General features: G+C 62.4%; 26 protein-coding genes. 11 read left to right on the forward strand and 15 right to left on the reverse strand.

Going from position 1 to position 26,208, the window contains the following annotated elements; all coding sequences use genetic code 11:
- Positions 1-2: 2 nt before the first annotated feature.
- The 13 genes from ribD to ypfJ form a co-directional block, all read right to left on the reverse strand.
- On the reverse strand, positions 3-1,109 hold the full coding sequence (gene ribD, locus F506_RS05415) for a bifunctional diaminohydroxyphosphoribosylaminopyrimidine deaminase/5-amino-6-(5-phosphoribosylamino)uracil reductase RibD (RefSeq protein ID WP_053195684.1): 1,107 nt from the start codon (positions 1,107-1,109) through the stop codon (positions 3-5).
- 5 nt (positions 1,110-1,114) lie between these two features.
- Positions 1,115-1,705: a GspH/FimT family pseudopilin gene (locus F506_RS05420; protein ID WP_158443116.1), complete on the reverse strand. Its 591-nt coding sequence runs from the start codon at positions 1,703-1,705 to the stop codon at positions 1,115-1,117.
- Positions 1,702-2,160: a type IV pilin protein gene (locus F506_RS05425; RefSeq protein WP_053195686.1), complete on the reverse strand. Its 459-nt coding sequence runs from the start codon at positions 2,158-2,160 to the stop codon at positions 1,702-1,704. Before F506_RS05425 ends, F506_RS05420 begins: the two co-directional genes overlap by 4 nt.
- Positions 2,161-2,206: 46 nt before the next feature.
- Positions 2,207-2,782 carry a pilus assembly PilX family protein gene (locus F506_RS05430; RefSeq protein WP_053195687.1) on the reverse strand — a complete coding sequence of 192 codons (576 nt, stop codon included), beginning with the start codon at positions 2,780-2,782 and terminating at the stop codon, positions 2,207-2,209.
- Positions 2,783-2,789: 7 nt separating this feature from the next.
- Positions 2,790-3,677, reverse strand: a complete 888-nt coding sequence (locus tag F506_RS05435) for a PilW family protein (protein WP_053195688.1) — start codon at positions 3,675-3,677, stop codon at positions 2,790-2,792.
- Positions 3,678-4,193, reverse strand: coding sequence for a type IV pilus modification protein PilV (pilV, locus tag F506_RS05440; protein ID WP_158443117.1), 516 nt, complete (start codon positions 4,191-4,193; stop codon positions 3,678-3,680).
- Positions 4,194-4,427: 234 nt separating this feature from the next.
- Positions 4,428-5,060, reverse strand: a complete 633-nt coding sequence (locus F506_RS05445; RefSeq protein WP_083457613.1) for a helix-turn-helix domain-containing protein — start codon at positions 5,058-5,060, stop codon at positions 4,428-4,430.
- 13 nt (positions 5,061-5,073) lie between these two features.
- Positions 5,074-5,283: a hypothetical protein gene (locus tag F506_RS05450; RefSeq protein WP_053195690.1), complete on the reverse strand. Its 210-nt coding sequence runs from the start codon at positions 5,281-5,283 to the stop codon at positions 5,074-5,076.
- 98 nt (positions 5,284-5,381) lie between these two features.
- On the reverse strand, positions 5,382-6,008 hold the full coding sequence (locus F506_RS05455; RefSeq protein WP_053195691.1) for a DUF924 family protein: 627 nt from the start codon (positions 6,006-6,008) through the stop codon (positions 5,382-5,384).
- Positions 6,005-6,235: an RNA-binding S4 domain-containing protein gene (locus F506_RS05460; protein WP_053195692.1), complete on the reverse strand. Its 231-nt coding sequence runs from the start codon at positions 6,233-6,235 to the stop codon at positions 6,005-6,007. Before F506_RS05460 ends, F506_RS05455 begins: the two co-directional genes overlap by 4 nt.
- 81 nt (positions 6,236-6,316) lie before the next feature.
- The gene (locus tag F506_RS05465) at positions 6,317-6,586 is read right to left on the reverse strand and encodes a hypothetical protein (protein ID WP_053195693.1); all 270 of its coding nucleotides are present in this window, start codon (positions 6,584-6,586) and stop codon (positions 6,317-6,319) included.
- A 4-nt stretch (positions 6,587-6,590) separates the two neighbouring features.
- The gene (locus F506_RS05470) at positions 6,591-6,974 is read right to left on the reverse strand and encodes an MAPEG family protein (RefSeq protein WP_053195694.1); all 384 of its coding nucleotides are present in this window, start codon (positions 6,972-6,974) and stop codon (positions 6,591-6,593) included.
- Between the two features lie 9 nt (positions 6,975-6,983).
- A complete protein-coding gene (gene ypfJ, locus F506_RS05475) occupies positions 6,984-7,877 on the reverse strand; it encodes a KPN_02809 family neutral zinc metallopeptidase (protein WP_053195695.1) in 894 nt (297 codons plus the stop codon).
- 326 nt (positions 7,878-8,203) lie between these two features.
- On the opposite strand from ypfJ, the gene F506_RS05480 reads away from it, so the two are divergent.
- The 3 genes from F506_RS05480 to F506_RS05490 all read left to right on the forward strand — a co-directional run bounded on the left by F506_RS05480 (position 8,204) and on the right by F506_RS05490 (position 12,355).
- The gene (locus F506_RS05480) at positions 8,204-10,690 is read left to right on the forward strand and encodes an acyl-CoA dehydrogenase (RefSeq protein ID WP_053195696.1); all 2,487 of its coding nucleotides are present in this window, start codon (positions 8,204-8,206) and stop codon (positions 10,688-10,690) included.
- Positions 10,691-10,892: 202 nt separating this feature from the next.
- Positions 10,893-11,189: a hypothetical protein gene (locus F506_RS05485; protein ID WP_053195697.1), complete on the forward strand. Its 297-nt coding sequence runs from the start codon at positions 10,893-10,895 to the stop codon at positions 11,187-11,189.
- A gap of 188 nt (positions 11,190-11,377) precedes the next feature.
- Entirely contained in the window at positions 11,378-12,355 is a 978-nt protein-coding gene (locus tag F506_RS05490) for an aldo/keto reductase (protein WP_053195698.1), read from the forward strand.
- Between the two features lie 83 nt (positions 12,356-12,438).
- On the opposite strand, the gene F506_RS05495 is transcribed toward F506_RS05490, so the two are convergent.
- Positions 12,439-13,986, reverse strand: a complete 1,548-nt coding sequence (locus F506_RS05495) for a methyl-accepting chemotaxis protein (protein WP_053195699.1) — start codon at positions 13,984-13,986, stop codon at positions 12,439-12,441.
- Positions 13,987-14,244: 258 nt separating this feature from the next.
- A complete protein-coding gene (locus F506_RS05500; protein ID WP_053195700.1) occupies positions 14,245-17,871 on the reverse strand; it encodes a hydantoinase B/oxoprolinase family protein in 3,627 nt (1,208 codons plus the stop codon).
- A 666-nt stretch (positions 17,872-18,537) separates the two neighbouring features.
- Between F506_RS05500 and F506_RS05505 the strand changes: the two genes are divergently transcribed.
- From F506_RS05505 to F506_RS05540, 8 genes are all read left to right on the forward strand, one after another.
- Positions 18,538-19,815, forward strand: a complete 1,278-nt coding sequence (locus F506_RS05505) for an ABC transporter substrate-binding protein (protein ID WP_053195701.1) — start codon at positions 18,538-18,540, stop codon at positions 19,813-19,815.
- 112 nt (positions 19,816-19,927) lie between these two features.
- The gene (locus F506_RS05510) at positions 19,928-20,794 is read left to right on the forward strand and encodes a branched-chain amino acid ABC transporter permease (RefSeq protein WP_053195702.1); all 867 of its coding nucleotides are present in this window, start codon (positions 19,928-19,930) and stop codon (positions 20,792-20,794) included.
- Between the two features lie 31 nt (positions 20,795-20,825).
- Positions 20,826-21,875, forward strand: coding sequence for a branched-chain amino acid ABC transporter permease (locus tag F506_RS05515; protein WP_083457614.1), 1,050 nt, complete (start codon positions 20,826-20,828; stop codon positions 21,873-21,875).
- Entirely contained in the window at positions 21,872-22,585 is a 714-nt protein-coding gene (locus tag F506_RS05520) for an ABC transporter ATP-binding protein (protein ID WP_053195703.1), read from the forward strand. The genes F506_RS05515 and F506_RS05520 overlap by 4 nt, the downstream gene beginning before the upstream one ends.
- Positions 22,585-23,292, forward strand: a complete 708-nt coding sequence (locus F506_RS05525) for an ABC transporter ATP-binding protein (RefSeq protein ID WP_053195704.1) — start codon at positions 22,585-22,587, stop codon at positions 23,290-23,292. Before F506_RS05520 ends, F506_RS05525 begins: the two co-directional genes overlap by 1 nt.
- 22 nt (positions 23,293-23,314) lie before the next feature.
- On the forward strand, positions 23,315-24,097 hold the full coding sequence (locus F506_RS05530) for a putative hydro-lyase (RefSeq protein ID WP_053201287.1): 783 nt from the start codon (positions 23,315-23,317) through the stop codon (positions 24,095-24,097).
- Positions 24,098-24,186: 89 nt separating this feature from the next.
- A complete protein-coding gene (locus tag F506_RS05535) occupies positions 24,187-24,774 on the forward strand; it encodes a hypothetical protein (RefSeq protein ID WP_053195705.1) in 588 nt (195 codons plus the stop codon).
- A 228-nt stretch (positions 24,775-25,002) separates the two neighbouring features.
- A complete protein-coding gene (locus F506_RS05540; protein WP_053195706.1) occupies positions 25,003-26,079 on the forward strand; it encodes a porin in 1,077 nt (358 codons plus the stop codon).
- Positions 26,080-26,208: the final 129 nt, after the last annotated feature.

The raw sequence follows: 26,208 nt of genomic DNA on the forward strand, positions 1-26,208 counted from the left end.
GACTAGCTGAACCGCGCAAGGATACGCAAATCCTCGCCGATCTGCTTGATCTCATGGAAACGCAGCGCGATCTTGCCGGACAGGTCGTCCAGCGCCGGCAGGTCGAACATACTGCGGCCGTCGCCCAGCAGGCTGGGTGCAAGGTACAACAGCAGCTCGTCGACGCAGCCTTCGCGGATCAGCGAGGCATTGAGTTTGGAGCCGGCTTCGATGTGGATTTCGTTGAGGTTGCGCTTGCCCAATTCGGCGATCGTGCGCGGCAGGTCGACCTTGCCGGCGGCGTTGGGCAGCACGATGACCTCGGCGCCGCGCTCTTCCAGCGCAGCGATGCGGGCACGGTCTTCACTGGCGGTAAAGACCCAGGTGCCGCCGCCGGCGAGAATGTTGGCGTCCGGCGACAGCCTCAGGTTGCTGTCGACCACAATGCGGCGCGGCTGACGCGGGGTATCGACGGCGCGTACGCTGAGTTGCGGATTGTCGTCCTTGACGGTGCCGATGCCGGTAAGGATGGCGCAGGCGCGCGCGCGCCAGAAATGGCCGTCGTCACGCGCCGCCTGGCCGGTGATCCACTGGCTCTTGCCGTTGTGCAACGCGGTCTTGCCGTCGAGGCTGGCAGCCGACTTCATGCGCACCCAGGGCGTGCCGTACAGCATGCGCTTGAAGAAGCCGATGTTCATTTCGCGGGCCTGTTCCCGCAACACGCCGGAGACCACGGCGATGCCGGCAGCCTGCAATTTTTCCAGGCCCTTGCCGGCCACCAGCGGATTGGGATCGGTCATCGCCGACACCACCTTGCCGACGCCGGCCTTGATCAGCGCGTCGGCGCAGGGAGGGGTGCGGCCGAAATGGCTGCAGGGTTCCAGTGTGACATAGACGGTGGCGCCGCGTACGTCGTTGCCGCGTTGCCGGGCGTCGTCCATAGCCTGGATTTCAGCGTGATTGCCGCCCGGCGGCTGGGTGAAACCGGCGCCGATGATGCGACCGTCGCGCACGATGACACAGCCGACACGCGGGTTGGGCGTGGTCGTAAACATGCCTTGTTCGGCCTGTTGCAACGCCAGCGCCATGGCTTGCTGGTCGTTTTCGATGAAGAGGTCGTAGATGGACATTGGATTCAGAGCGGTGCGATGTTGCGGTTGGTTGCGGGCGCAGGATCGGACGTGAATCTGCAGCTTCGGTCATCCGCCGGATTGCAGATGCGGGCGCGGCCCAGGATTCCAAGTCTGACCAGGCGCGTTCTTCCATCCAGCGAAAATTGCCACGAACCCCACTGCGGCGCCCGGTCGCTGATATTGTTGCGCGTCCTGCCGTTGCCATTGTAAGCGATGTAGGGCGCCGACTTGTCGCTGAGCGTGGTAGCCATGCTGAGGCCGGCAGGCAAGCTGTCATGGCTATAGATCAACTCATCGCCGGCGTCGAATTGCAGGTTGGCGTCGCCTGGCTTGTTGGCGAAGACCACCCAGCCGTTTTCCCATCTGCTGCCGTCGCGCGGCGCCAGGTCGACCCGGCTGCCGCGCCGGATGGCTTCGCTGCGGGCCAGGTTGAGCGCGCCCAGGAAGGCATTGGCGGCGTTCGCAAGCTGCTGGTTTCGCGTATAGCCGCGCAGGCCGGGAACACCGGCCGCCAACAGCACGCCGACCACGGCAAGTACGACCAGCAGTTCAGGCAGGGTGAAGCCGGCGGGACGCATCGGGTCTGGTTTCATCGGCATGCCTCGGGCGCGGCAGTCGGCGAGAGACCGGCGATGGTTCGTTCGCCGCGACTGTTGAGCGTCAGCGTGCCGCATTGGGCATCAATGAATCCTCCGGCAGGCGTCGCCGACAGCACGATGCATTCCTGCAAGGTGCCTCCGCTGCATTCGCCGGCGGAGATGCGATAGGCGCTGCCGGCCTCGGTGTCGCCCGACAGCCATCTGAACGATCCGGCCGTGGCGGCGTCGCCATACGCGCGGTAGGCATTGTGCTGCGTGAAGTGGCGTTCCTGTTGCTGCATGGCTTGCATCAGTGCCGCACGCGCTTCGGTGCGGCGCGCCTTGCGTATGTGCGATTGATAGGACGGATAGGCAAACAGCGCCAGCATGCCGATGATGCATAACACGCACATCAGTTCGATCAGGGTGAAACCGCGATGAGGATATGGATCATGGTGAGGACGGGACATGGTTTTCTCCGGGGATGTGGAAATCTTGCGTGCCGTTTCGACGGTTTCAGTTGTTGATTTCGCGCCAGCTCAGGCGCGTTGACGGCGAGTTCGTGTCGAGTACGGTTTGCAACATCACTTGCGTGCTTTGGCGTGGGCCGAAGCCGACTGCGGTCACGCGATAGCGCGTCACAACTTGCCGGTCTGCGGTGGCGAGCCTGATCAACTCGATCAGGTAGCGCGGCGGTTGTGCCGGCAGCGACGCGGCGCCGTGCGGGAAGCTGAGTCCCGTGAAGCGGCCGTAGCTCACTGACGGCGCCGGTGCGCTGAAATTGGTGAGCCGCCACGGCGCGACACTGGCCGTGGCCAGGCACAGACCGCCGTAAGCACCGATGCCGTGGCAGGCGCCGGCCTGGTCCGGGAATGCTTCCAGCGTGACGCGGCCGCCGGCGATATCGCGTTCGGCGTCGCGCAGCCCCGCTTCCGCAGCCTGGAAGGCAATGTGGCGGTCGCGGTCGTTGCGCGAGGATTTCTCGTTCATGAGCGTGAGCTGCGCCGACGAGACACCGAACAGCATCACCACCACCAGCATCAGCAGCACAATGAGCAGCGAGGCGCCGCGTTGATGGCGTGCGGTGTTCATCGAGTGTTCATCGCGCGGAATTGCGCAACCGGATCGTGGTCTGGAACAGCTTGCGCATGCGTTGTTGCATCGGCGCGGGCAGCTTTGCTTCATCAATCACCGCACCGACGTCCTGGCCGTCCTGATACGCCGCGCCGAACAGGCGATGTACGATAGGTGTGCCACCGTCCCGGATATTGCGCTCGCCATGCATCAGCAGTGCGATTCGGACCGCTGCCACTTCGCGCCAGCGCTCGCCGACGCGCGTGGCGCTTACATAGTCAAGATCGCCGCCGTTGTTACGCAGGCCGTACAGCACCTGGAAGGACTCGACCCCGCGCACGATGGCGGCAGCGCTCCAGCCACCGTCGCGCGCCAGGTATTTGCAACGCAGTTCCGGTTCGTTGGTGCCGTCGGGGGCGACGTAGAAAATGCTCTGGCCACGCATCGTCTCGAAATCAGAAAGCGCGGTCGCGCTGTCCGGTCCGGGTACGGCGAAGCCGGCGCAATTGAGCATGTCGTTGTCGGGCCGATTCCTTGGTCCGGATCCGAAGAAGCGTATCGCCAGCAAATCGCTGCCGTGTGCATCGCGGTTGGCGGACCGCGACGAAAATCCGCTTGAATGCTCGTCGACCCTGGCGTTGTCGATGCCGAAGATACCTGGCTCCAGAGCTTCGAGGCCGCTGCGCAGGAACGCCGGATTGTCTTGCGGCACGTAGTTTGCCTGCCGCACGCTGCGCTCGATCAGGTCGAGCGCGTAGCGGCCGTTCTCCTGGACCTGGGCGCTGTCGGCGACGCTCAGATAGCTTGAGCGGGCCGCCTGCATCAGCGCCACGGCGGCGAGCACCACGCCCGTGCCGAGCGCCATGGCGATCATCAGTTCGATCAGCGTCAGGCCTTGCTGGTAGCGGTGCATTCATCCCTCCACCGGCAGCGCCAGGATGGGCGGCGGTTCCGATTGCGTCGTTGTCGGTTCCCGCGTGGCCCAGCCGATCTTGATCAGCAAGGGGCCCCCGGCGCCGTTGCACGGCCAGCGCAGCGTCGCGTTGAGGATCGGCGCATCGTCCTTGCACACCACCACGCGTGCGCGCGGCAAGGCGTCGGCCAGGCGCTGCTTCCAGGTGGTGAGGTCGCAATCTGTGCGGGCGCAGGCGGCAGATGGCCCGGCGCCGGCGCGGTACTCAAATTGATAGGCGTCTGCATTGGCGGAGGTGCGCAACAGTTCCGCCAATTCCACCGCCAGTTGCAGCGCGGCCGATTGGTAAGCGCTGTCCTGCGCAGTGCGCAGGGCATGGAGCTGCATCGCCGCGGCGCCGGAAGCGGCCAGCGCCAGAATGACAATCGCCGCCAGCACTTCCACCAGCGTGAAACCGTGTTGCGTGGAGCGCGGCGTGAAGGTAAATGGGAGAGAAGGGGGAACCGTCCTGATCACATGGCCTCGCCGAGTTGTATTTCGGAAAGACGATATTTTGCGGGTGTTTGGGAACGGCAATGCCGGTTTTGCTGCGATAGAGCGCGCTTAAACTACGATTGTTTGCTTACCTAGCGTATCTATCTACATCTTCTAGCCGCATTCGGTCTTCGATCTCGATGTATCCATACTCCAGATACACGTTATGACGCGTCAACCGTCGAAATATTGAAGGCTAATGGCTCCCCGGCGGAGTTACACCGTGCGCGTCTCCGGATATTGCGTGACGACATAGGCCACGGCGTCGACATTGGCCGGATTGTGGTAGCTGTGCGCATGGTCGGCGTCGAAGAAGATGGCGTCGCCGGTGCCGAGCAGCCGGCGATGATCGTTGATCTCGATTTCCAGCGTGCCGTGCGTGATGACCAGGTTCTTTTGCACGCCCGGCACCAGCGCCGGCAGGTGTTCGGTCGACAGCGCGTCAAGCTTCAGTTCGTGGAATTCGAAACGGCGTTCGCCTGCGGGGTACAGGCTGCGGCTGGAAAAGCGGCCGTTGCCGCTGACTGTGCGCGGCGAGTCTTGTACAGGCAATACGGCAAATCCCTGCGGCGCGAAGTTGCGCAGGAAAGCCGACACCGACACTTGCAAGGCGGACGCCACGCGTTGCAATACGCGGATGGTCGGCACGCTGCGGCCTGATTCTATCTGCGCCAGCATGGCGCGGCTCACGCCGGACTTGCGCGCCAGGCCGTCAAGAGACAGATGGCGCAGGGCGCGCAGTCGCGAGAGGTTTTCGGCGACGATGTCTTCGATGTCGTTGCCGGGAACCTGAGGCGCTACTGCATGCAGGTGCGGCACGGGTTCGGCGATGCGCAGTTCAGCGGTCATGGCGGGATCCTCTTCAGCGCAGGTTGGTGCGTGCGGAACCCGCAAAAGGATGGAATGCCGACAGCGACCAGCCGTCGCGTGCGCTCTGGAAATGCGTGGCAATCGGCTGCTGCGCCATCTGGCGCGCGGCGCCCTGCCGGCGATAGGCCTGCAGATCGGTGACGGTTGCAGTGGCAAGGGTTGATTCGGCAGGGGCTGCTACGGCGGTGGTGACGTCGGTCATGGGATTCTCCATTCCATCAGGCTTGCTGCGATGGAAAGGAGCTTAGCACCGACACCATATGCGCCAGAACGAATAAATATTCACATCCTTATGTGAATTCAGAATGAAGAATACGGTTCTTTCAGAAACGCCGTCTCTTCCGCCGTCGATGCTCTGCCCAGGATCGCATTGCGATGGGGAAAGCGCCCGAAGCGCGCAACGATTGCATGATGCCGGTCGGCAAACTTGAGGTAGCCGTTGAAGGTCTCGGCGGACGCCGGATCCTCTTTGGCGATCTGTTTCGCCAGCGCGCGGAACAGCTGCACGCAATATTCCTGGTCCTCAATGTCTTCCGAGTGCTCCAGCGGCAGATAAAAGAAGACGCGTTGCAGCGGTGGCAATTGCTGATCGTATCCCTGCGCCAGACCAAGGTGGCAACACTGGCGCGCCAGCTCGTCGAAGTCGAACGCGGTGGCGCTGTCGCGATAGATATTGCGCGGGAACTGGTCCAGCAACAGGATCAGCGCCAGCAGGCCGGCGGGCGTGTCGGCCCAGTCATCGAGCTTGTTGTCGCGCGCAGCCAGCAGGCTGGTTTCGAAGCGCGCCTTGATGGTCTGGTCCACGGCGGGATCTTTGCCCCACCATAGACCGGACTGGCGACCTGCCACCGCGTTGACGTCGCTGTCAGCGGCGTCGGCGCCGAACCAGAACGCCAGGACCGTGTCGACGGTTTCGGTCGCCGTCATGTCGCTGCTGGTCCGGCCAGCACGCGGATGCGTACGTCGCCCAGCGCCACGGTCTGGCCGGCGGTGATCTTGCAGGTCTTGCGCAGCTCCTGCCGGCCGTCGACCTTGACGTTGCCGTCGGCGACGATGGCTTTGCCGGCGCCGCCGCTGTCGCAGATGCCGACCAGTTTCAGCAGCTGGTTCAGTTCCACGTAGGGGCCTTGCAGTTCGAATTCCAGGTGTTGCATATGTACCTTGTCGTGATGGTGCGGATGTTTCAGTGAGGCTGCTGCATTGATTGAATGACCGCGTGACTGAGTGACTACGCCTCAGACCAATGTCTTCTCGGCCTTGTGCAGCCAGAGCGCCAGGTTGTCGAGCAAGTCTTCCTGGCTGAAGGAGCAGCTTTCCTCCGTGAACAGGCTGCCGGCTTCGAGCCGGCCGAGCAGGTCCTCGGCGACTTCTTCGTAGCGTGGCGGCAGGCGTTTGATCAGATCGGTCTGCGCGCGCCAGGCGCTGCAAAAAGCGGCGACATTAATGTCGCCGTCGCGCAGGTCGTTCAGTGCATCGTGCAGGATTTGTAGGTCGGGATTGCTCATGTGTTTACAAGTGGAGGGCGGAAACGGCGAACAGGCTGAGGACACAGGCATAGCCGACGGTCCACGACAGCGAGCGCAGGCTAGGCAGGTCGTTCAGATAGAGCGCAGTATAGACCACGCGCGCGGCGATGAAAGCCAGCGCCAGGCCGTCGATCCATTCTTGCGCCGCGCCGGTTTGCTGAGCCACCAGCACGGCCGCCGCAAAGAACGGAAACGCCTCGAAGTGGTTGCGATGCGCATAGTCGGCGCGGCGGCGCAGGCCGGTTTGTTTGTCGAGCCAGGCGCGCGGTTCGCCGTTGTCGAAATCGCGACGGCCGTACTTCGCCACCGATACCGTGAGGATGGGCAGCAGGCCGGCGATCAGGATGCACCAGTAGGAAATTTCCATGTGAGCCTCTTAAAGCTTCTTTGCTTCGAAGGTATTGCAGGCGCTCACCTTGCCTTCGGTGATGCCGCGCTTGAACCAGCTCACGCGCTGCGCCGAGGTGCCGTGCGTGAACGAATCCGGCACCACTTCGCCGCGCGCCTGCCGCTGCAGGGCGTCGTCGCCGATGGCCGAGGCGGCGTTGAGCGCTTCTTCGATGTCGCCGTTTTCGATGATGTGGCGCGCTTCGTTGGCATGGTAAGCCCAGACGCCTGCGAAGCAGTCGGCCTGCAACTCAAGCTTCACGGAGAGCGCGTTGGACTGCTTCTCGGACATGTTGCGGCGGGCCTTGTCGACCTTCCCGGAAATGCCGAGCAGGTTCTGCACGTGGTGGCCGACTTCGTGCGCGATCACATACGCTTGCGCAAAGTTGCCGGAGACGTTGAAGCGCTGTTTCATCAATTGATAAAAACTCAGGTCGATGTAGACCTTCTGGTCGCCGGGGCAATAGAACGGCCCGGTGGCCGTCTGGCCGGTGCCGCAGGCGGTCGGGGTGGAGCCGGAAAACAGCACCAGCTTCGGCCGCACATAGGTGGCGCCGCCGGCTTTGAAGATTTCTCCCCAGGTATCCTCGGTGTCGGCCAGCACGGTCGATACGAAGCGCGCCATCTGGTCGTTCGGCGGCGGCTTGTGGGCCGGCGCCGATTGCTGCACGGGCGCGAGCTGGCCGCCACCGCCGCTGAGCATGTTGATGACGGTCAGCGGATTGACGCCGAGGAAGTAGGACGCCACCAGCGCGACGACGATGCCGCCCAGCCCGATGGAACGGCCGCCGCCGAAGGAAAAGCCGCCCCCGCCTCCACCGCCGGAGTCCTCGCCGCGGCGATCTTCCACATTGTCGCTTTCGCGATTGCCTTCCCATTTCATGATGATTCCCTTTTTGCTGCACAAGTGCCGGATAGACGAGATTGTAATGGACCGGGCGCGGCGGCAATGGTTTCTGTTCCGAGGCAAAGCCGGAAATCCGGCAAGAATGAATTTCTGCCGGGAAATGCGGTCACTCTTGCATGAACCGATGTGCGACCTTGCGTCGAAAGTATCGGGAGGATGTCGGCGGTTTCCGCAGCGGCGACTTCTGTGGGAATATCCCGCTATGCGTCCGCATCATCGTTGAATCGTTGAACCATAAGCAGCATGCACGTCTTCTCGGGACGTTGCCATGCAGACAACAGAAATTTTAACGGGAGACTCACATGATCTTGTGGCTAGTGCTTTTCGTGGCGGGCGCCCTGGCGCTGATGATGATGCGCGCCGGCGCATGGACCTGGCTGGTGGCGGAGCTGGCCTGGATATGGATAGGCGGCATGACCGACCAGGCCAATGCGGTCGCCTGCGTGCTGCTGGCGATTCTGCTGGGCGTGCCGACCCTGCTGGTGGCGATCAAGTCGGTGCGGGAGACGCTGATCACGCGTCCGGCGCTCGACATTTTCCGCAAGATATTGCCCAGCATGTCGGCGACGGAACGCGACGCCATCGAAGCCGGGACGGTCTGGTGGGACGCCGAGCTGTTTTCCGGCAAGCCCGACTGGGACAAGCTGATGCGATTGCCGCCGCCGGCGCTGACGGCCGAAGAGCAATCCTTTCTCGACAACGAAGTCACGCAGCTGTGCGCCATGGTCAGCGACTGGGACACCTCGGTCGTGTGGCAGGACCTGCAGCCGGAAGCCTGGCAGTTCGTCAAGGACAAGGGCTTCCTCGGCATGATCATTCCCAAGCAATACGGCGGCAAGCAGTTCTCGGCGTACATGCATTCCCAGGTCATCATGAAGTTGTCCTCGCGCTGTTCGGTGGCGGCGATTTCGGTGATGGTGCCGAACTCGCTGGGGCCAGCCGAACTGCTGCTGCATTACGGCACCGAAGAGCAAAAGAACCACTACCTGCCGCGCCTCGCCCGCGGCGAAGAGATCCCGTGCTTCGCGCTCACCAGTCCTTACGCCGGCTCCGACGCCGCGGCGATTCCCGACATCGGCGTGGTCTGCAAGGGCATGCATGAAGGGCGCGAAGTGATCGGTTTCCGCGTCACCTGGGCCAAGCGCTACATCACGCTGGCGCCGGTCGCCACCGTGCTCGGCCTGGCCTTCCGCGCGCACGATCCCGACCATCTGCTGAGCGACAACGCCGAGCCCGGCATCACCTGCGCGCTGATCCCGACCAGCCATCCGGGTGTGGTCACGGGGCGCCGCCACTGGCCGCTTAACGCGGTATTCCAGAACGGGCCCACGTCGGGCGAGAACGTCTTCATCCCGGTGGACTGGGTCATCGGCGGCCAGGCGCAGGTCGGCAAGGGCTGGCGCATGCTGATGGAATGCCTGGCGGCAGGACGGGCGATTTCGCTGCCGTCATCGAGCGTGGGCTTTTCCAAGATGGCGGTGCGCGGCACCAGCGCCTACACCGCCATGCGGCGCCAGTTCAAGATCGCCATCGGCAAGTTCGAAGGCATCCAGGAAGCGCTGGCGCGCATGGGCGGCAACCTCTACATGATGGACGCCACGCGCCGGCTGTCGTCGCTGGCGGTGGATGCCGGCGAGAAGCCGTCGGTCATTTCGGCGATCTCCAAATACCACGTCACCGAACGCGGCCGCATGCTGGTCAACGACGGCATGGACGTGATCGGCGGCAAGGGCATCTGCATGGGGCCGGGCAATTTCCTGGCGCGCGTGTACCAGCAGATTCCGATCGCCATCACGGTCGAAGGCGCCAACATCCTGACGCGCTGCCTGATCATCTTCGGGCAGGGCGCGATCCGCTGCCATCCCTACGTGCTCAAGGAAATGGCCGCGGCGGCCGACGAGGACCACGACCGCGCGCTGCAAGATTTCGACAAGGCCTTCTTCGGCCACCTGAGTTTCGTCGCCGCGAATATGGCGCGTTCGCTGGTGGCAGGTCTCAGCGGCGGACTGCTGGCTTCGGCGCCGAACGCGGCGGCGGAAGAGACGCGCGTCTACTACCGGGCGGTGGCGCGCATGTCGGCCTGTTTCTCGCTGCTGACCGATGTGTCGATGTTCGTGCTGGGCGGTTCGCTCAAATTCCGCGAGCGCATTTCCGGACGCCTCGGCGATGTGTTGTCGCAGCTTTACCTGATCTCGGCGACCCTCAAGCGCTATGAAGACGACGGCCGCCAGAGCGCCGACCTGCCGTATGTCGCGTGGTCGGTGCAAGACGCCCTGCATCGCGCCCAGGAGGCCATCATCGACGTGCTCGAGAACTTCCCCAATCCGTTCATCGCGTTTGCGCTGCGGATCTGGATGTTCCCGCTCGGCCTGTCGTTCCGCAAGCCGTCCGACCGGCTCGCCAGCGAAGTGGCGCTGGCGATGCAGACGCCGGGCGCGGCGCGCGACCGGCTGGTAGTGGATGCCTACCAGCCCGATTTCAGTACCGATCCCCTGGGTAGCGGCGAGCACGCCTTCAATCTGCTGCCGCAAGTCCACGAAATCGAAGCGCGCTTGAAGCAGTCGGTGAAGGACGGCGTGCTGCCGGCGATACCGCAAAGCCTGATCGAGATGCGGCGCTGGAATGCGCGCGCAATGGAGCAGGGACTGATCAGCGTCGACGAGCGCGTAGTGCTGGACGACTTTGCGCATTACGGCAACCTCACGGTGCAGGTCGATGATTTCGACGCCGGTTTCGACATGAAGGATGCCTTGCAAAAAGGACAAGCACCGGAAATCATCACCGGTTGAGGGGCGAAGGGCCGCGGAGCAGGGGGGATGGTCGGAGACGGTCTTTGTCCGGGTTTGCTTGACAATCCGCACAATCCGTCCAGTCCGTCTCGCCCGTGCGGCTGTTTCGGCGGGCTGTAACGTCGTATAATGTCGGTCATCATCGCTCAACGAGACGTCTGTTCAAGGCGTCGCTTCTTTTTAGCCTCTTACCGATATCGCCATGTCCACTACGTCGAACAGCCTCGCCACCGAACAAAACGCTTCGCCCGCATTCCGCTGGCTCAATCCCTACCGTCCCACCAAGTTCAACGTCATCGTCGGCCTCGGCATCGCCGCCATCGTGCTGGCGCTGATCAATCTGCTGGTGCCGGGAGAATTCGGCGCCACCGCCTACCTCTCGACCATTGCCGCCGGCGCCATCGCTTACGTGCTGGCCGAAGTGCTGTTGGTCACCATCGTGGTGGTGGGGCCGTTCGCCGCATTCGTGTATGGCGTGATCGCGTTCTTTGCGCGCTGAACTTAACGCGAGCAAGGAAATAAAAGGCCGGTGAGAACCGGCCTTTTTCATGAGCGATGCCGAAATCCGTATTCCCCACGCGCAATAATTCATTGGAAACCTGCAAGCGCCCGGAATAACATGGCGGCCTCATCCGCGCGCCGCGATCCGGCGCCGCACGTTCAATGCTTCAACCACAAGGACAACACATGCAAACACGCAAGCTCGCCCGCGATGGCCTGACCGTTCCCGAAGTCGGTCTCGGCTGCTGGCAACTCGGCGGCGGCTGGGGCGATCACTGGGATAACGATATCGCCCAGCAGACGCTGGCGCAAGCCTATGCCACCGGCGTCCGCTTCATCGACACCGCCGACGTCTACGGCGACGGCGCCAGCGAACGTTCTATCGGCCAGTTCCTGACCTCGCACAAGGACCTCACCGTCGCCACCAAGCTCGGCCGCGGCGCCATCTATCCGGACGGCTACAGCCGCGAAGCCGTGCGCACGGCGACGCAGCGCTCGCTCGAGCGCCTCGGTGTCGACAAGCTCGACCTGACGCAACTGCACTGCGTGCCGCCGGCCGTGCTCAAGGACGGCAAGATTTTCGACTGGATGCGCGAGTTGCGCGATGACGGCCTGATCACGCGCTTCGGCGCCAGCGTCGAAAGCGTGGAAGAAGGCCTGTTGTGCCTGGAGCAGGAAGGCATGACTTCGCTGCAGATCATCTTCAACATTTTCCGCCAGAAACCCCTCGCCGAATTGCTGCCGCAGGCAAAAGAAAAGGGCGTCGGCATCATCGTCCGGCTGCCGCTGGCCAGCGGTCTGCTGAGCGGCAAGATGACGCGCGCCACCACCTTCAAGCCGGACGATCATCGCAACTTCAACCGCGACGGCCAGCAGTTCAACGTAGGCGAAACCTTCGCCGGTCTCGAGTTCGCCACCGGCGTCGACCTGGCGCAGGAAATCGCCGCACTGGTCCCGGCTGGCATGAGCATGCCGCAGATGGCGCTGCGCTGGATCCTTGACCACGACGCCGTGTCGGTGATCATTCCGGGTGCGAGCTCGCCGGCGCAGGTGCTGTCGAACGCCGGCGCAGCGGCGCTGGCGCCGCTGCCGGCTGAACTGCACGACAAGCTGGCGGCGCTATATCGCGACAAGATCCACGCAGCGATTCGCGGACCGTACTAAGCACTGATTCAGCGCCGTCCAAAGAAAAAGCCCACGACCGCAAGGCGTGGGCTTTTTCCATTGCGCGGACAGCGGCGCCGGGGTCAGAGCTTGAACACGCCCACCACCTTCACCAGGTTGTCGCCTTGCTGCTGCATGGATTTCGACGCGGCGGCGGCTTCTTCCACCAGTGCGGCATTCTGCTGCGTGACTTCGTCCATCTGCGTGATGGCCAGGTTGACCTGGTCGATGCCTTCGCTTTGTTCGTGGCTGGCGACGGCGATTTCCTTGATCATGTCGCTGACCTTGCGGATGCTCTCGACCACTTCGTTCATGGTCTGTCCGGCCTGGCCCACCAGGTCCGAACCGGTGCGCACTTCCTGCACCGAGCCGTCGATGAGCGACTTGATTTCCTTGGCGGCGGCTGCCGAGCGTTGCGCCAGGCTGCGTACTTCCGACGCCACCACGGCGAAGCCGCGGCCTTGTTCGCCGGCGCGCGCCGCTTCGACTGCGGCGTTCAAGGCGAGGATATTGGTCTGGAACGCGATGCCGTCGATCACGCTGATGATCTCGACGATCTTCTTCGACGAGGCGTTGATCGAGTCCATGGTCTGCACCACTTTCTCGACCACATGTCCGCCTTCTTCGGCGACCGTCGAGGCCGATACGGCGAGTTCGCTGGCCTGCTTGGCGTTGGCGGCGTTCTGCCTCACGGTGGAGGTGATTTCTTCCATGGCCGAGGCGGTTTCTTCCAGCGAGCTCGCCTGTTCTTCGGTACGGTTGGACAGGTCCATGTTGCCGTGAGCAATCTCGTCGACCGATTCCTTGATCGAGTCGGTGGCCTTGAGGATGTTGTTGACCGTGTCGACCATGCGGTCGCGCGTGTAGGCGATCGAGGACACCAGGCTGGCTTCGTCACCCTTGCGCACGGCGATCACGCCGGTCAGATCGCCTTCGGCAATCTTGCGCGCGATCTGCGACGCTGCGGCCGGCTCGCCGCCGATGGAGCGGTAGATGTTGCGCACCACCAGCATGGCGATCGCCGACATGACCGCGCCGAGGATCAGCAGCACCACGCCGGCCTTGATCAGCGAGCGATAGAAGTCGGCCTGGATGTCGTCCTGATACACACTGGCGACAAAGTCCAGGTTCCATGGCTTGAAGCGTTTGACGAAGCCCATCTTGGAGCTGGGCTTGTCTTCGTTCGGACGCGGCCACCAGTATTCGAGGAAACCTTCGCCGGCGGCCGACGAGCCGGTTGCGGCGATCATCTTGTAGAGTTCATTGCCCTTGGCGTCCTTGAAGTCGATCATGTTCTTGCCGTTGATCTTGGGGCTCATCGGATGCATGACAACCACTGAGTCGGCCCCCACCAGCGTGATGTAGCCGCTGCCGGTATAGCGCTGGTCTGCCACGCGCGCGATGGCTTGCTTGCGCGCATCATCCGCCGGGATCTTGCCGTCGGCCGATTGCTTGTACAGGCCGGCAACGATGGAGTAAGACATTTCGGTGATATCGATCAGCGCGCGCTGGCGATCGGCGATCTGCAAATTCCTGGTTTCATAGATATTCCACAGGGACAGCGCAAACAGAGCTATCCAGGAAAAAATCAGTGGCAGCCAGAGCTTCTGCTTCAAAGACATGTTGTTCACTACGAGTTCCCCTTTAGACATGCCCGCCGGAAGACGGGCAAAATTTCCCTGAGCACACAATTTTTATTGCCTTGCGAAAACATACGCAGGCGTAGTTTTTTTGAAAATCTTAGCATGCAACGAACAGGCGAAAGCCAAGAAATGAGGGGTAAAGCCTCAGTGTTTTTCCGATAAAAAAAGCGGTACCCCCGTCAGGCGACGGAGATACCGCAAAGGGACGACTGCTCAAGAGAAACGATTTACATCAATGCCGCAACCTCAGGCCGGCTTGCCATAGCCCCCGCCTCCCGGGGTGGAAATCACGAACACGTCGCCCGGCTGCATGTCGATGCTGGCGACGAAGCCCAGTTCTTCCTGCGTACCGTCCTTGCGGATGACGGTATTGCGTCCGCACTGGCCGGGCTCGCCGCCGGCCGCGCCGAACGGCGGCACGATGCGGTTGTTGGACAGGATCGAGGCCGTCATCGGCTCCAGGAAGCGGATCTTGCGAACACCGCCGTTGCCGCCGTGCCACTGGCCGGCGCCGCCCGAGTTTGCGCGGATCTCATAGCTTTCCAGGCGGACCGGATAGCGCCACTCGAGGATTTCGGGATCGGTCAGGCGCGAGTTGGTCATGTGCGTCTGCACCACGTCGGTGCCGTTGAAGCCCTGGCCCGCGCCGGAGCCGCCCGAGATGGTTTCGTAGTACTGATGCCGGCCATTGCCGAAGGTGAAGTTGTTCATCGTGCCCGGCGCCGACGCCAGCACGCCGAGCGCACCGTACAGCGCATTGGTGATGCAGCTCGATGTCTCGACGTTGCCCGACACCACCGCCGCCGGATAGCGCGGATTGAGCATCGAGCCTTCCGGAATGATCACGTTGAGCGGCTTGAGGCAGCCGGCGTTGAGCGGGATCTCGTCATCCACCAGCGTGCGGAACACATACAGCACCGCCGCCATGCAGATCGCGCTGGGGGCGTTGAAGTTGTTGTCGAGCTGCGGCGAGGTGCCGGTGAAGTCGATGTCGGCGGTGCGCTCGGCGTGGTTCACGCGGATCGCCACCTTGATCACCGCGCCGTTGTCGAGCCGGTAATCGTAGCTGCTGTCCTTGAGCAGCGTGATGACGCGGCGCACGGCTTCTTCGGCGTTGTCCTGGACGTGACCCATGTAGGCCTGTACCACTTCAAGACTGAAGTGATCGACCATCTTCAGCAACTCGTCGACGCCCTTTTGGTTGGCGGCGATCTGCGCCTGCAGGTCGGCCAGGTTCTGCGCGATGTTGCGCGCCGGGTAGGGGCCGGAGCCGAGCAGGGCGATGGTTTCCTGTTCGAGGAAACGTCCTGCGCGCACCAGCTGGAAGTTGTTGATCAGGATGCCTTCTTCCTCCACCACAGTGCTGTTGGCCGGCATCGAGCCCGGCGTGATGCCGCCGATGTCCGAGTGGTGGCCGCGCGAACCGACGTAGAACAGGATGTCGCGGCCGTCCTTGTCGAAGGCCGGCGTGATCACCGTGATGTCCGGCAAATGCGTGCCGCCGTGGTAGGGATCGTTGAGCATGAAGACGTCGCCCGGCTGCATCTTGCCCGCGTTCTCGCGGATGATGGTGCGGATGCTCTCGCCCATCGAGCCGAGATGCACCGGGATGTGCGGTGCGTTGGCAATCAGGTTGCCCTGCGCATCGAACAGCGCGCACGAAAAGTCCAGGCGCTCCTTGATGTTGACCGAGAAAGCGGTGTTCTGCAGGCGCAGGCCCATCTGTTCGGCGATGCTCATGAACAGGTTGTTGAACACTTCCAGCATCACCGGATCGGCCGTGGTCCCGATCGCCTTGCGCTGCGTGCGCGCCTGGTAGCGCTGCATCACCAGATGGTTCAGCGGCGTCACTTCGGCCAGCCAGCCCGGTTCGACGATGTTGGTGGCGTTCTTTTCAGCGATGATCGCGGGACCGTGCACGACGTCGCCAGGACGCATGTCTTCGCGGCGATACAGCGCGGTGTCGTGCCATTGCCCGCCGGAGAACAGCTGCACGGTCTCGGCCGACGCCAGCGCGCCATCGCGCGGCGGCAACTGCTCGGATCTTTCTTCACGGTCGGTGGAGACGCCGATCGCTTCCACCGAGATGGCTTCGATGATCAGGGTCTTTTCCGGCATCAGGAAGGAATAGCGCTTCTTGTAGGCGGCCTCGAACTGCTCAACCATGCCGGCGATATCGCCGAAGGCCACCACGATCACCGAATCGGTGCCGTCGTAGCGCAGGTGGGCGCGTTTGATCACGTCGATCTGCGCAGGCGTCACGCCTTGCGCCAGGAGGTCGTCGGCGGCTTGCGTGGCGAGCTTGTTCAGTTCCGCATCGAGCGTGCCGACCGAGCCGGTCGACAAGGCCAGTTCCATTGCCTGTTCACGCATCGCGGTCTGGTCCGCCAGGCCCATGCCGTAGGCCGACAGCACGCCGGCGAAGGGATGTGCGAACACGCGCGTCATGCCGAGCGCGTCGGCGACCAGGCAGGCATGCTGGCCGCCGGCGCCGCCGAAGGTGGTCAGGGTGTAGTCGGTGACGTCGTGGCCGCGCTGCACTGAAATGAACTTGATCGCGTTGGCCATGTTGCCGACGGCGATTTCGATGAAGCCTTCGGCCACTTCTTCCGGCGTACGGCGGTTGCCGGTTTCCGCATGGATGCGGTCGGCCAGCTCGGTGAACTTGCGCACCACCGCGTCGCGGTCGAGCGCTTCATCGGCGGCCGGGCCGAACACTTTCGGGAAGTAGGCCGGCTGGATCTTGCCGAGCATGACGTTGCAATCGGTGACCGCCAGCTGGCCGCCGCGGCGATAGCTGGCCGGGCCGGGATTGGCGCCGGCGCTGTCCGGACCGACGCGGTAGCGGGTGCCGTCGAAATGCAGGATGGAGCCGCCGCCGGCGGCGACGGTGTGGATGCTCATCATCGGCGCACGCATGCGCACGCCGGCAACCTGGGTTTCGAATTCGCGTTCGAATTCGCCCGCATAGTGCGACACGTCGGTCGAGGTGCCGCCCATGTCGAAGCCGATGATCTTGTCGAAGCCGGCCGTCTCCGCCGTGCGCACCATGCCGACGATGCCGCCGGCCGGCCCGGACAGGATCGAGTCCTTGCCCTGGAAGCGATGGGCGTCGGTCAGGCCGCCGTTGCTTTGCATGAACAGCAGGCGCACGCCCGCCATTTCGCCGGCGACCTGGTCGACGTAGCGGCGCAGGATGGGCGACAGGTAGGCATCGACCACGGTGGTGTCGCCGCGCGAGATCAGCTTCATCATCGGGCTGACTTCATGCGACACCGAGACTTGCGTATAGCCGAGTTCGGCGGCGATCGCGGCGAGTTTTTCTTCATGCGCGGTAAAGCGGTAGCCGTGCATCAGCACGATGGCGACGGCGCGATAGCCTTCTTCATATAAGGAAGCCAGTTTCCGGCGCACCGACACGGTGTCGAGCGGCTGCACCACCTCGCCATGTGCGCTCAGGCGCTCGTCGACTTCCACGACTTTTTCGAACAGCAATTCCGGCAGCACGATGTTGCGGTCGAACAGGCGCGGACGATTTTGATAAGCGATGCGCAATGCGTCGCGGAACCCTTTGGTGATCACCAATACGGTCGGGTCGCCCTTGCGCTCGAGCAGCGCATTGGTGGCGACGGTGGTGCCCATCTTCACCGCTTCTACCTGCTGCGGCGAGATCGCTTCATCGGGTTTGAGTCCCAACAGGCGCTTGATGCCGGCCACGGCCGCGTCCTTGTATTGCTCGGGATTTTCGGACAGCAGCTTGTGCGTCAACAGGCTGCCGTCGGGCCGGCGCGCAACGATGTCGGTAAACGTGCCGCCGCGATCGATCCAGAACTGCCAGCGTTGTTCCCCCAGGGTGGTCTGCTCTTTATTCATGGTGCATTGCCTTTCTCGATTGAACTTTCAGGTGCATTTTTATTGATGAATTATCGACATTTTGCACGTAAATTGTGCAATTAAGGTCGAACGTTTTGCTGAGGAAACATCCGGAAAGTCCGTCAGATCCTCCTTAAAGCCTTGCTGCGTCTGTGTTTGTGTCTGAAGTGGCGATAGCGTCGGAAAACTGGCACGCGCTTTGCTAATAACTCGTTAATGATTTGGCGATCATTTATTTTTATTAATGCTAATAATTTATTGACATATTATCGATGAAACATATAGGATTCAAGAAAAAAATCAAGGAGACAAAAAATGGCGAGAGAACCACGCATAACGCGGTGAAGTGCAATCCAGCGCAATCACCGCCGCCATTTTTCAAGCCTGCCCCCGACGTCGGCGAAATGCCGGCGAGCAGTAGCGCAAGTGCGGGGCAAGGCCATGAATCCTGAATTACGCAGTCGATAGAAGTCAGCGCAACACCAGCACATAAGTCCGTCCGGGCAACCGGACCGGAAACGGATCAACACAGCCTTCGCTTTTGCGGCGGCCGTGGGTTGGAAGTTTTGTGGTGATTTTTTGGGTAGCTCCCGCTCTGGCGTCTACGGCGTCATGCGGTGGGGGGAATTTTTGGATGTCAGTCAATACAACAAGGAGCGTCTCATCATGTTAGGTCTCGTCTTCAAACGTGTTTTCAAAGCCGGCCTGGCCGTGTCTTTCAGCATCGCCGCGTTCTCGGCGCAAGCGCAACAGCAGGAAATCAAGATCGGCGTCATCTATCCGCTGAGCGGCGCCGCCGCATCCACCGGGGCCGAGATGAAGGACGCGTTGGAACTGGCCGCCGACATCATCAACAACGGCGCCAAGGGCGTGCCCAACCTGCCGTTCTCGGCCGGCGGCGGTCTGCCGAACCTGAAGGGCGCGAAAATCAAGCTGGTGTTCGCCGATTCGCAAGGCAACCCCCAAGTCGGCGCCACCGAAGCGGAACGCCTGATCACGCAGGAAAAAGTGGTTGCCGTGGTCGGCGCCTACTTCAGCAACGTCACCGCCACCACCAGCCAGGTCGCGGAACGCTACAAGGTGCCTTACCTGAACCCCGAGTCGTCGTCGGCTTCGCTGACGCAGCGCGGCTTCAAATGGTTCTTCCGCACCACGGCGCATGACGACCTGTTCGTCACCAACTTCTACGAATTCTTCAAGGAGTTGGAAGCCAAGAAGGGCATCAAGATCAGCAAGCTCGGCGCCTTCAACGAAAACACGCTGTGGGGAAATGAGACCACCAAGCTCGAAACCAAGCTGTCCAAGGACCGCGGCTACGATCTCGTGAAGACCATCGTCTATCCGGCCAAGAGCACCCAGCTGACCTCCGAAGTGCAGCTGCTCAAAGCCGCCGCGCCGCAAGTGGTGATGCAGTCCTCCTATCTGGGCGACGCCATTCTGTCGATGAAGACCTACAAGGAACTGGGCTTCACGCCAGACATGATCCTGGCCAACGACGCCGGCTTCATCGATACGGAATTCGTGAAGACGCTGGGCAAGGACGCCGACTTCATCGTCACGCGCGACGTCTGGTCGCTTGACCTGGCCGGCAAGAATCCGCTGATCAAGCAAGTCAACGATCTGTTCAATGCCCGCTTCAAGATCAACTTCACCGGCAATTCGTCGCGTACCTTCACCGGCCTGATGACGCTGGCCGATGCGATCAACCGCGCCGGTTCCACCGACGCGGAAGCGATCCGCAAGGCGCTGTCGGAAACCAATATCCCCGGCAACAAGCTGATCATGCCGTGGAAGGGCATCAAGTTCGACGAGCATGGCCAGAACACGCTGAGCTCCGGCATCCTGCTGCAAATCATCAACGGCAAGTACTACACCGTGTGGCCGTTCGACATGGCTACGCGCGACATCGTCTGGCCAATGCCGAAGTGGGATCAGCGCAAGTAATCGTCATCGACGGGAAGCAAGCGGAAGGCTGCACCGGCGGCCTTCCATCCCGGATTCAATTTTTATTGCGGGTATTTACGGCGTGTAAATAGTTCGTTTGAGGGGGAAATTCATGACTTGGGATATTTTGGTGCAGACCCTGGCGTCCGGCCTGTTGATCGGACTTATTTATGCGCTCGTGGCAATCGGTTTGACGCTGATCTTCGGCGTGATGGACATCGTCAACTTCGCCCACGGCGAATTCCTGATGTTCGGCATGTATTCGAGCTTCTGGCTGTTTGCGCTGTATGCGCTCGACCCCATCTTCACCTTGCCGCTCACCGCGCTGTTCTTGTTCGGACTGGGCGCGCTGCTGTACAAGCTGGTGATCAGGAAGATCACCAACGCGCCGATGGTGTCGCAGATCTTCACCACCTTCGGCCTGATGATCCTGTTCCGCGGCATCGCGCAGTTTTTCTGGAAAGCCGATTTCCGCACCATCGAAAACTCCATGGTCGCCGGCCACGTCTCGCTCGGCGGCATCCAGATCGGCTCGCCGCAGCTGACCGCCGGCCTCGGCGCCATCGTGGTCACCGGCGTGATCTACCTGTTCCTGACCCGCACCAAACTCGGCGCCGCGCTCGAAGCGACCGCCGCCGACAAGGAAGCGGCGCAGCTCATGGGCATCGATTCGCAAAAAATGTTCGCGCTGGCCTGGGGCGTCGGCGCTGCTTGCGCCGGCGTGGCGGGCGCCTTGCTGTCGACCTTCTTCCCGATCTTCCCGGAAGTCGGCGCCAACTTCATCCTCATCGCCTTCGTGGTGGTCAACCTGGGCGGCTTCGGCAGCGTGGTCGGCGCGCTGATCGCGGGGGTGCTGGTCGGCGTGATCGAAGTGATGGGCGGCCTGTTCCTGGGGCCGCAATACAAGATGGCGATCGTGCTGGCGCTGTTCCTGACGGTGCTGATGTTCCGTCCACAAGGTCTGATGGGCAAGGCCTGAGCCCGATCACCCAATTATTCGGAGAAACCTCATGCTCAAAAATACTTCCGGCCTGCCGCTGACGCCGACCGCGCCCGCACCGGGTTTCAATAAAACGCACGGACTGCTGATCGCGCTGCTGGTGCTGGCGCTGGCCTTGCCGCTGTACGTCACCAGCCCATCGCATCAGAACCTGGCGATCCTGATCCTGATGGCGGCGCAGATCGGCGTGTCGTGGAACATCGTCGGCGGCTACGCCGGCCAGGTCTCGCTCGGCCACGTCGCCTTCTACGGCATCGGTGCCTACACCTCGGCGATCCTGTTCTCGGTCTACGGCGTCAATCCATGGTTCGCCATGATCGTCGGCGGCGTCATTGCGGCGCTGGTCAGCCTGGTGATCGGCTGGTCCTGCTTCCGCCTCAAGGGCCACTACTTTGCCATGGCGACCATTGCCGTGGCCGAAATCATCCAGATCGTCTTCACCAACTGGGACTTCGCCGGCGCCGCAGTGGGCCTGACGATTCCGATGGGCGAGGGCGGCTGGGCCAACATGATCTTCGCCGGCAAGGAGCCGTACTACTACGTGGCGCTCGGCTTGCTGCTGCTGACGCTGCTGGCCAATTTCATCATCGAGCGAAGCTTCCTCGGCTACTACTTCCGCGCCATCAAGGATGAGCCCGACGCCGCCCGCAGCCTCGGCGTGAGCCTCAGCAAGTACAAGCAGATCGCGTTCGCGGTGAGCAGCTTCTTCACCGCAATGGGCGGCAGTCTGTACGCGCAGAAAGAACTGTACATCGATCCGGCCTCGGTGCTGGGCACCGGCATGTCGATCAAGATGGCGCTGGTGGCGATTCTGGGTGGCATCGGCACCTTGTTCGGACCGCTGGTCGGCGCCGGCCTGCTGACGGCGATCGAAGAAGGTACGCGCACCATCTTCGGCGGCTCCGGCCGCGGCACCGATCTGATCATCTATGCCGCGCTGATCATCGTCATCGCGGTGTACTACCCGAACGGCATCCTCGGTTACATCAAGAGCATGTTCGCCCGCCGCAAGGCCATCAAGGCACAGGCCGACAACACCGCAAAGGAGAACCTGCAATGAGTTTGCTGCGCGTTGAAAACGTCTACAAGAAATTCGGCGGCCTGACCGCCAACCAGGATATTTCCTTCACGGTCCAGGCCGGCGAGATCGTCGGCCTGATCGGCCCCAACGGCGCCGGCAAGACCACCATGTTCAACTGCATCGCCGGCTATTCGCCGCCGACCACGGGCGATATCTGGCTGGAGGACCTGAAGATCTCCGGCATGTCGCCGGAGCAGTGCGCCCGCATCGGCATCGGCCGTACTTTCCAGGTGGCGCGCACTTTCACCAGCATGACCGCGCTGGAAAACGTCATGGTCGGCGCCTTCCTCAACGAGCGCGGCGTCGCTGCGGCGCGGCGCACCGCGCAGGAGCTGCTGGACTTCGTCAACCTCGGCCGCTTCGCCGACAAGCCGGCCGGCAGCATGACCATCAGCGAACAGCGCCGCCTGGCGGTGGCGCGCGCGCTGGCGGTCAAGCCCAAGCTGCTGCTCATGGACGAAGTCATGGCCGGCCTCAATCCGACCGAAGTGCGCGAGACCGTCGACGTGGTGCTGAAGATCCGCGACCAGGGCATTTCCTGCCTGATCGTCGAACACGTGCTGGAAGGCATCATGCCGATCGCCAACCAGATCGTGGTGCTGGACTACGGCAAGAAGATCGCCGACGGTTCGCCGCACGACGTATCCAACGATCCGCATGTGATCGCCGCCTATTTGGGAGATGAATGATGCTACAGGTGAGAAATCTGCGAGCCAGCTACGACGGCGTGCTGGCCTTGTCCAAAGTCGACATCGACGTCAAGCCGGGAAGCCTGGTGGCGCTGGTGGGCGGCAACGGCAACGGCAAGTCGACCACGCTGCGCGCGATTGCCGGTCTCAACAAGGTCGACGCCGGCAGCATCGTGTTCGACAACACCGACATCGGCAAGGTGCCACCCTTCGACCGCGTCGGCCTCGGCCTGTCGCTGGTGCCGGAAGGACGCCGCCTGTTCGGCCGCCTGAGCGTGCAGCGCAATCTTGAACTGGGCGCCTACACCCGCAGCGACAAGCACGAGATCGCGGAATCGATCGAAGAGATGTACACCACGTTCCCCATCATCAAGGAGCGCCGCCATCAGCTGGCCGGCACCATGAGCGGCGGCGAACAGCAGATGCTGGCGATTGCGCGCGGACTCATGGCCAAGCCGCGCCTGCTGCTGCTCGACGAGCCGTCATGGGGCATCGCGCCCAAGTTCGTCACCAAGGTGCTCGACACCATCCAGCAAGTCAACGCCAAGGGCGTGTCGATCCTTCTGGTGGAGCAGAACCTGCACAAGGCGCTGGCGATTGCGCATTACGGCTACGTGATCCAGACCGGCCGCATCGTGATGGAAGGCACCGGCAGCGAACTGCTCAACAACGACGATATTAAGAAGGCTTACCTCGGAGGACTGTAAGGTGACGATGACCAACATGAAGATGCACATGGCAAGCAAAGATCCCGCCCTGTCTGCCGCCGACCTGCGCGCGCTGTGCCGCTCCGGCGCGTTCGACGGTCCGACTGCAGGTTATGCCGACGGCCACGTGCAGGCCAACCTGATGATCGTGCCGCGCGAGTACGCCTTCGACTTCCTGCTGTTCTGCCAGCGCAATCCCAAGCCTTGCCCGCTGGTGGAGGTGCTGGAGCCGGGGTGCTTCGAACCGCGCAGCGCGCCTGGCGCCGACTTGCGCACCGACGTGCCGGGTTATCGGATTTTCGAAAACGGCGTACTGCGGCAGGAGATCGCCGATATTTCCGCATATTGGCGCGACGATCTGGTGAGCTTCCTGATCGGTTGCAGCTTCTCGTTCGAAAGCGCGCTGATCGAGGGCGGCATCCCGCTGCGCCATATCGAACAGCAACGCAACGTGGCCATGTACAAGACCAGCATGCCGTGCGAGCCGGCCGGACGTTTCACCGGCAACGCGGTGGTCAGCATGCGACCGGTCAAGAGCCGCGACATCGCGCGCGCGGTGGAAATTACGGCGCGCCTGCCGCAGGTGCATGGCGCGCCGGTGCATATCGGCAATCCGCAGGCGATCGGCATCGTCGACCTGATGCGTCCGGATTTCGGCGACGCGGTCGAGATCATGGAGGACGAATTGCCGGTGTTCTGGGCCTGCGGCGTGACGCCGCAATATGTTGCCGAACTCAGCAAGCTGCCGTTCTGCATCACTCATGCGCCCGGCAAGATGTTCGTCACTGACCGTCTCAACGAATGACCATGTAAGCGCCTTCCGAGGCGTGCCCGCGATGCGGCGCACGCAGACCCCACAGCGACGGGTCCGCCCGTCATGAAACGAGGAATTTTATGTTGACGCATAAATCCCTGTTGGAAGCGTACGTCTATGCAAAAGACAGATGCTGTCCTTCATTGATCCATGACATCTATGAACCGAACGCGGTGCTCAGCATCTCGACCTCGGCCAGCGCAGTGGCGTTTCCGCCGCTGGTGGTCGGCGCCGAGGGGATCGCGCAGACCCTGGTGACCGACTTTTCGAAGCGTTTCACGCATTGCCGCACCTACTACGTGTGCGACGAGCTGGCGGTGAACAACGGCCGCATCGAACAGCTGCCGTGGCTGGTGCTGATGCGTGAGGAAGAAACCGCATCGCTGCGCATTGGTCGCGGCTACTACAACTGGCAACTGAACCAGCATCCGGAAGAGATCTGGCGCGCCAGTGAGATGCACATCCGCATCGATCACATGATGCTGATGGCCGACGTTGCCGGCGACCTGCTGCAGACGCTGCAATCGTTCCTGCCTTATCCGTGGCTGCCGCCGCGCGTGCTGGATTCGTCGTTCGGCTTCATCGGCGACAGCAATGAGGCGTTCGCCTTCCTCAAGGAATTCAGGAGCAACAAGTTCGAGTTGCCGCGCGAGCGGCTGTCGGCCTGACCGGCGAACGGAAAAAGAATGGCGACGCGCAGCAGCAATAGCAGCAATAGCAGCAAGGACTGCAAGGCTGCGCGTCCGGAGGTTCTCTTTGAACGCGCCGGGACAACGGCCATTGTCCCGGCGCCGGAGGAGAGCAGGCGCATGCCGGCCGGCAGAAGGGCGCGCACAACATCTGGCCGGTACGCGGTTTATTGGGTTTGATGCAATTTCATCTATCGGGGAGTTTCAATGAAACATAAAGTCTTGGCTGCAGCGGCGCTTGCCGCAGTCGGCATCCAGGCAGTACCTGCGCACGCGCAGTCGTCGGTCACGATCTACGGTCTGATCGATACCGGCATCGTGGTCGAAAGCGGCGGCGCAGCGGGTCACGTCACCAAACTGACCAGCGGCATCAGCGGCGGTTCGCGCATCGGCTTCAAGGGCACGGAAGATCTGGGCGGCGGCATGTCGGCGCTGTTCCTGCTCGAAACCGGCTTCCAGAACGATACCGGCGCATTGGGCCAGGGCGGCCTGCTGTTCGGTCGCCAAAGCTACGTCGGCCTGGGCGGCGGCTTCGGTACGGTGACCGCCGGTCGCCAGTACACGCCGCAATACCTGGTGCTGTCGGCCGTCGATCCTTTCGGCACCGGTTATGCCGGCGACGCCGCCAACCTGATGCCGAACACCGGCAACGGCGCCAGCCGCATGGACAACACCATCAAGTACGCCTCGCCGAACTTCGGTGGCGTGACCGGTGAACTGGCTTACGGCTTCGGAGAAACCGCCGGCAGCACCAAGGCCGCCAGCCAGCTCGGCGCCGCCATCGGCTACGCAAACGGCCCCTTGAATGTACGCCTGGGTTTCCATGGTCGCAACAACGATACGTTGACCACCCAGACCGGTTCCGGCCGCAGCACGCTGCTCGGCGCGACCTATAACTTCGGTCCGGTCAAGCTGCATGCCGCGTATGGTGTCAACAAAGGGCTCAACAGCTCGCCGCTGCGCAACACCGTCAATCCCTACGGCACCACACCCATCGTGGCTTCCACGGACAGCGCCGACATTCTGGTCGGCGTGACGGTGCCGTTCGGTGTGCAGCATACGGTCCTGGCGTCCTACATTCGCAAGAATGACAAGACAGCGCTGAACCAGGATGCGGATCAGTTTGCACTCGGCTATCGCTATGCCTTGTCCAAACGCACCGACTTGTACGCGATGTATGCCCACATCAAGAACAAGAACGGCGCGCCGTACACGGTCGGCAGTTCGATCGAAGCCGGCAGCGGCAACAGCGCCTGGAACGCCGGCATCCGCCACGCGTTCTAAGCGTCCCTTCGGCGACGGTGGGGGAAAGGAGGCCGAGTGGTTCCTGGAAAAACACTCGGCCTTTGACACCGTTCGCCGGGCCTGATTGCCGGCGGCTTTGAGATCTGTCGATTGCGGCGGGGCCGGTAT

Origin of the sequence: Herbaspirillum hiltneri N3 (assembly GCF_001267925.1) — a bacterium.
In the GTDB taxonomy this organism is placed as follows: Bacteria; Pseudomonadota; Gammaproteobacteria; order Burkholderiales; family Burkholderiaceae_D; genus Herbaspirillum; species Herbaspirillum hiltneri.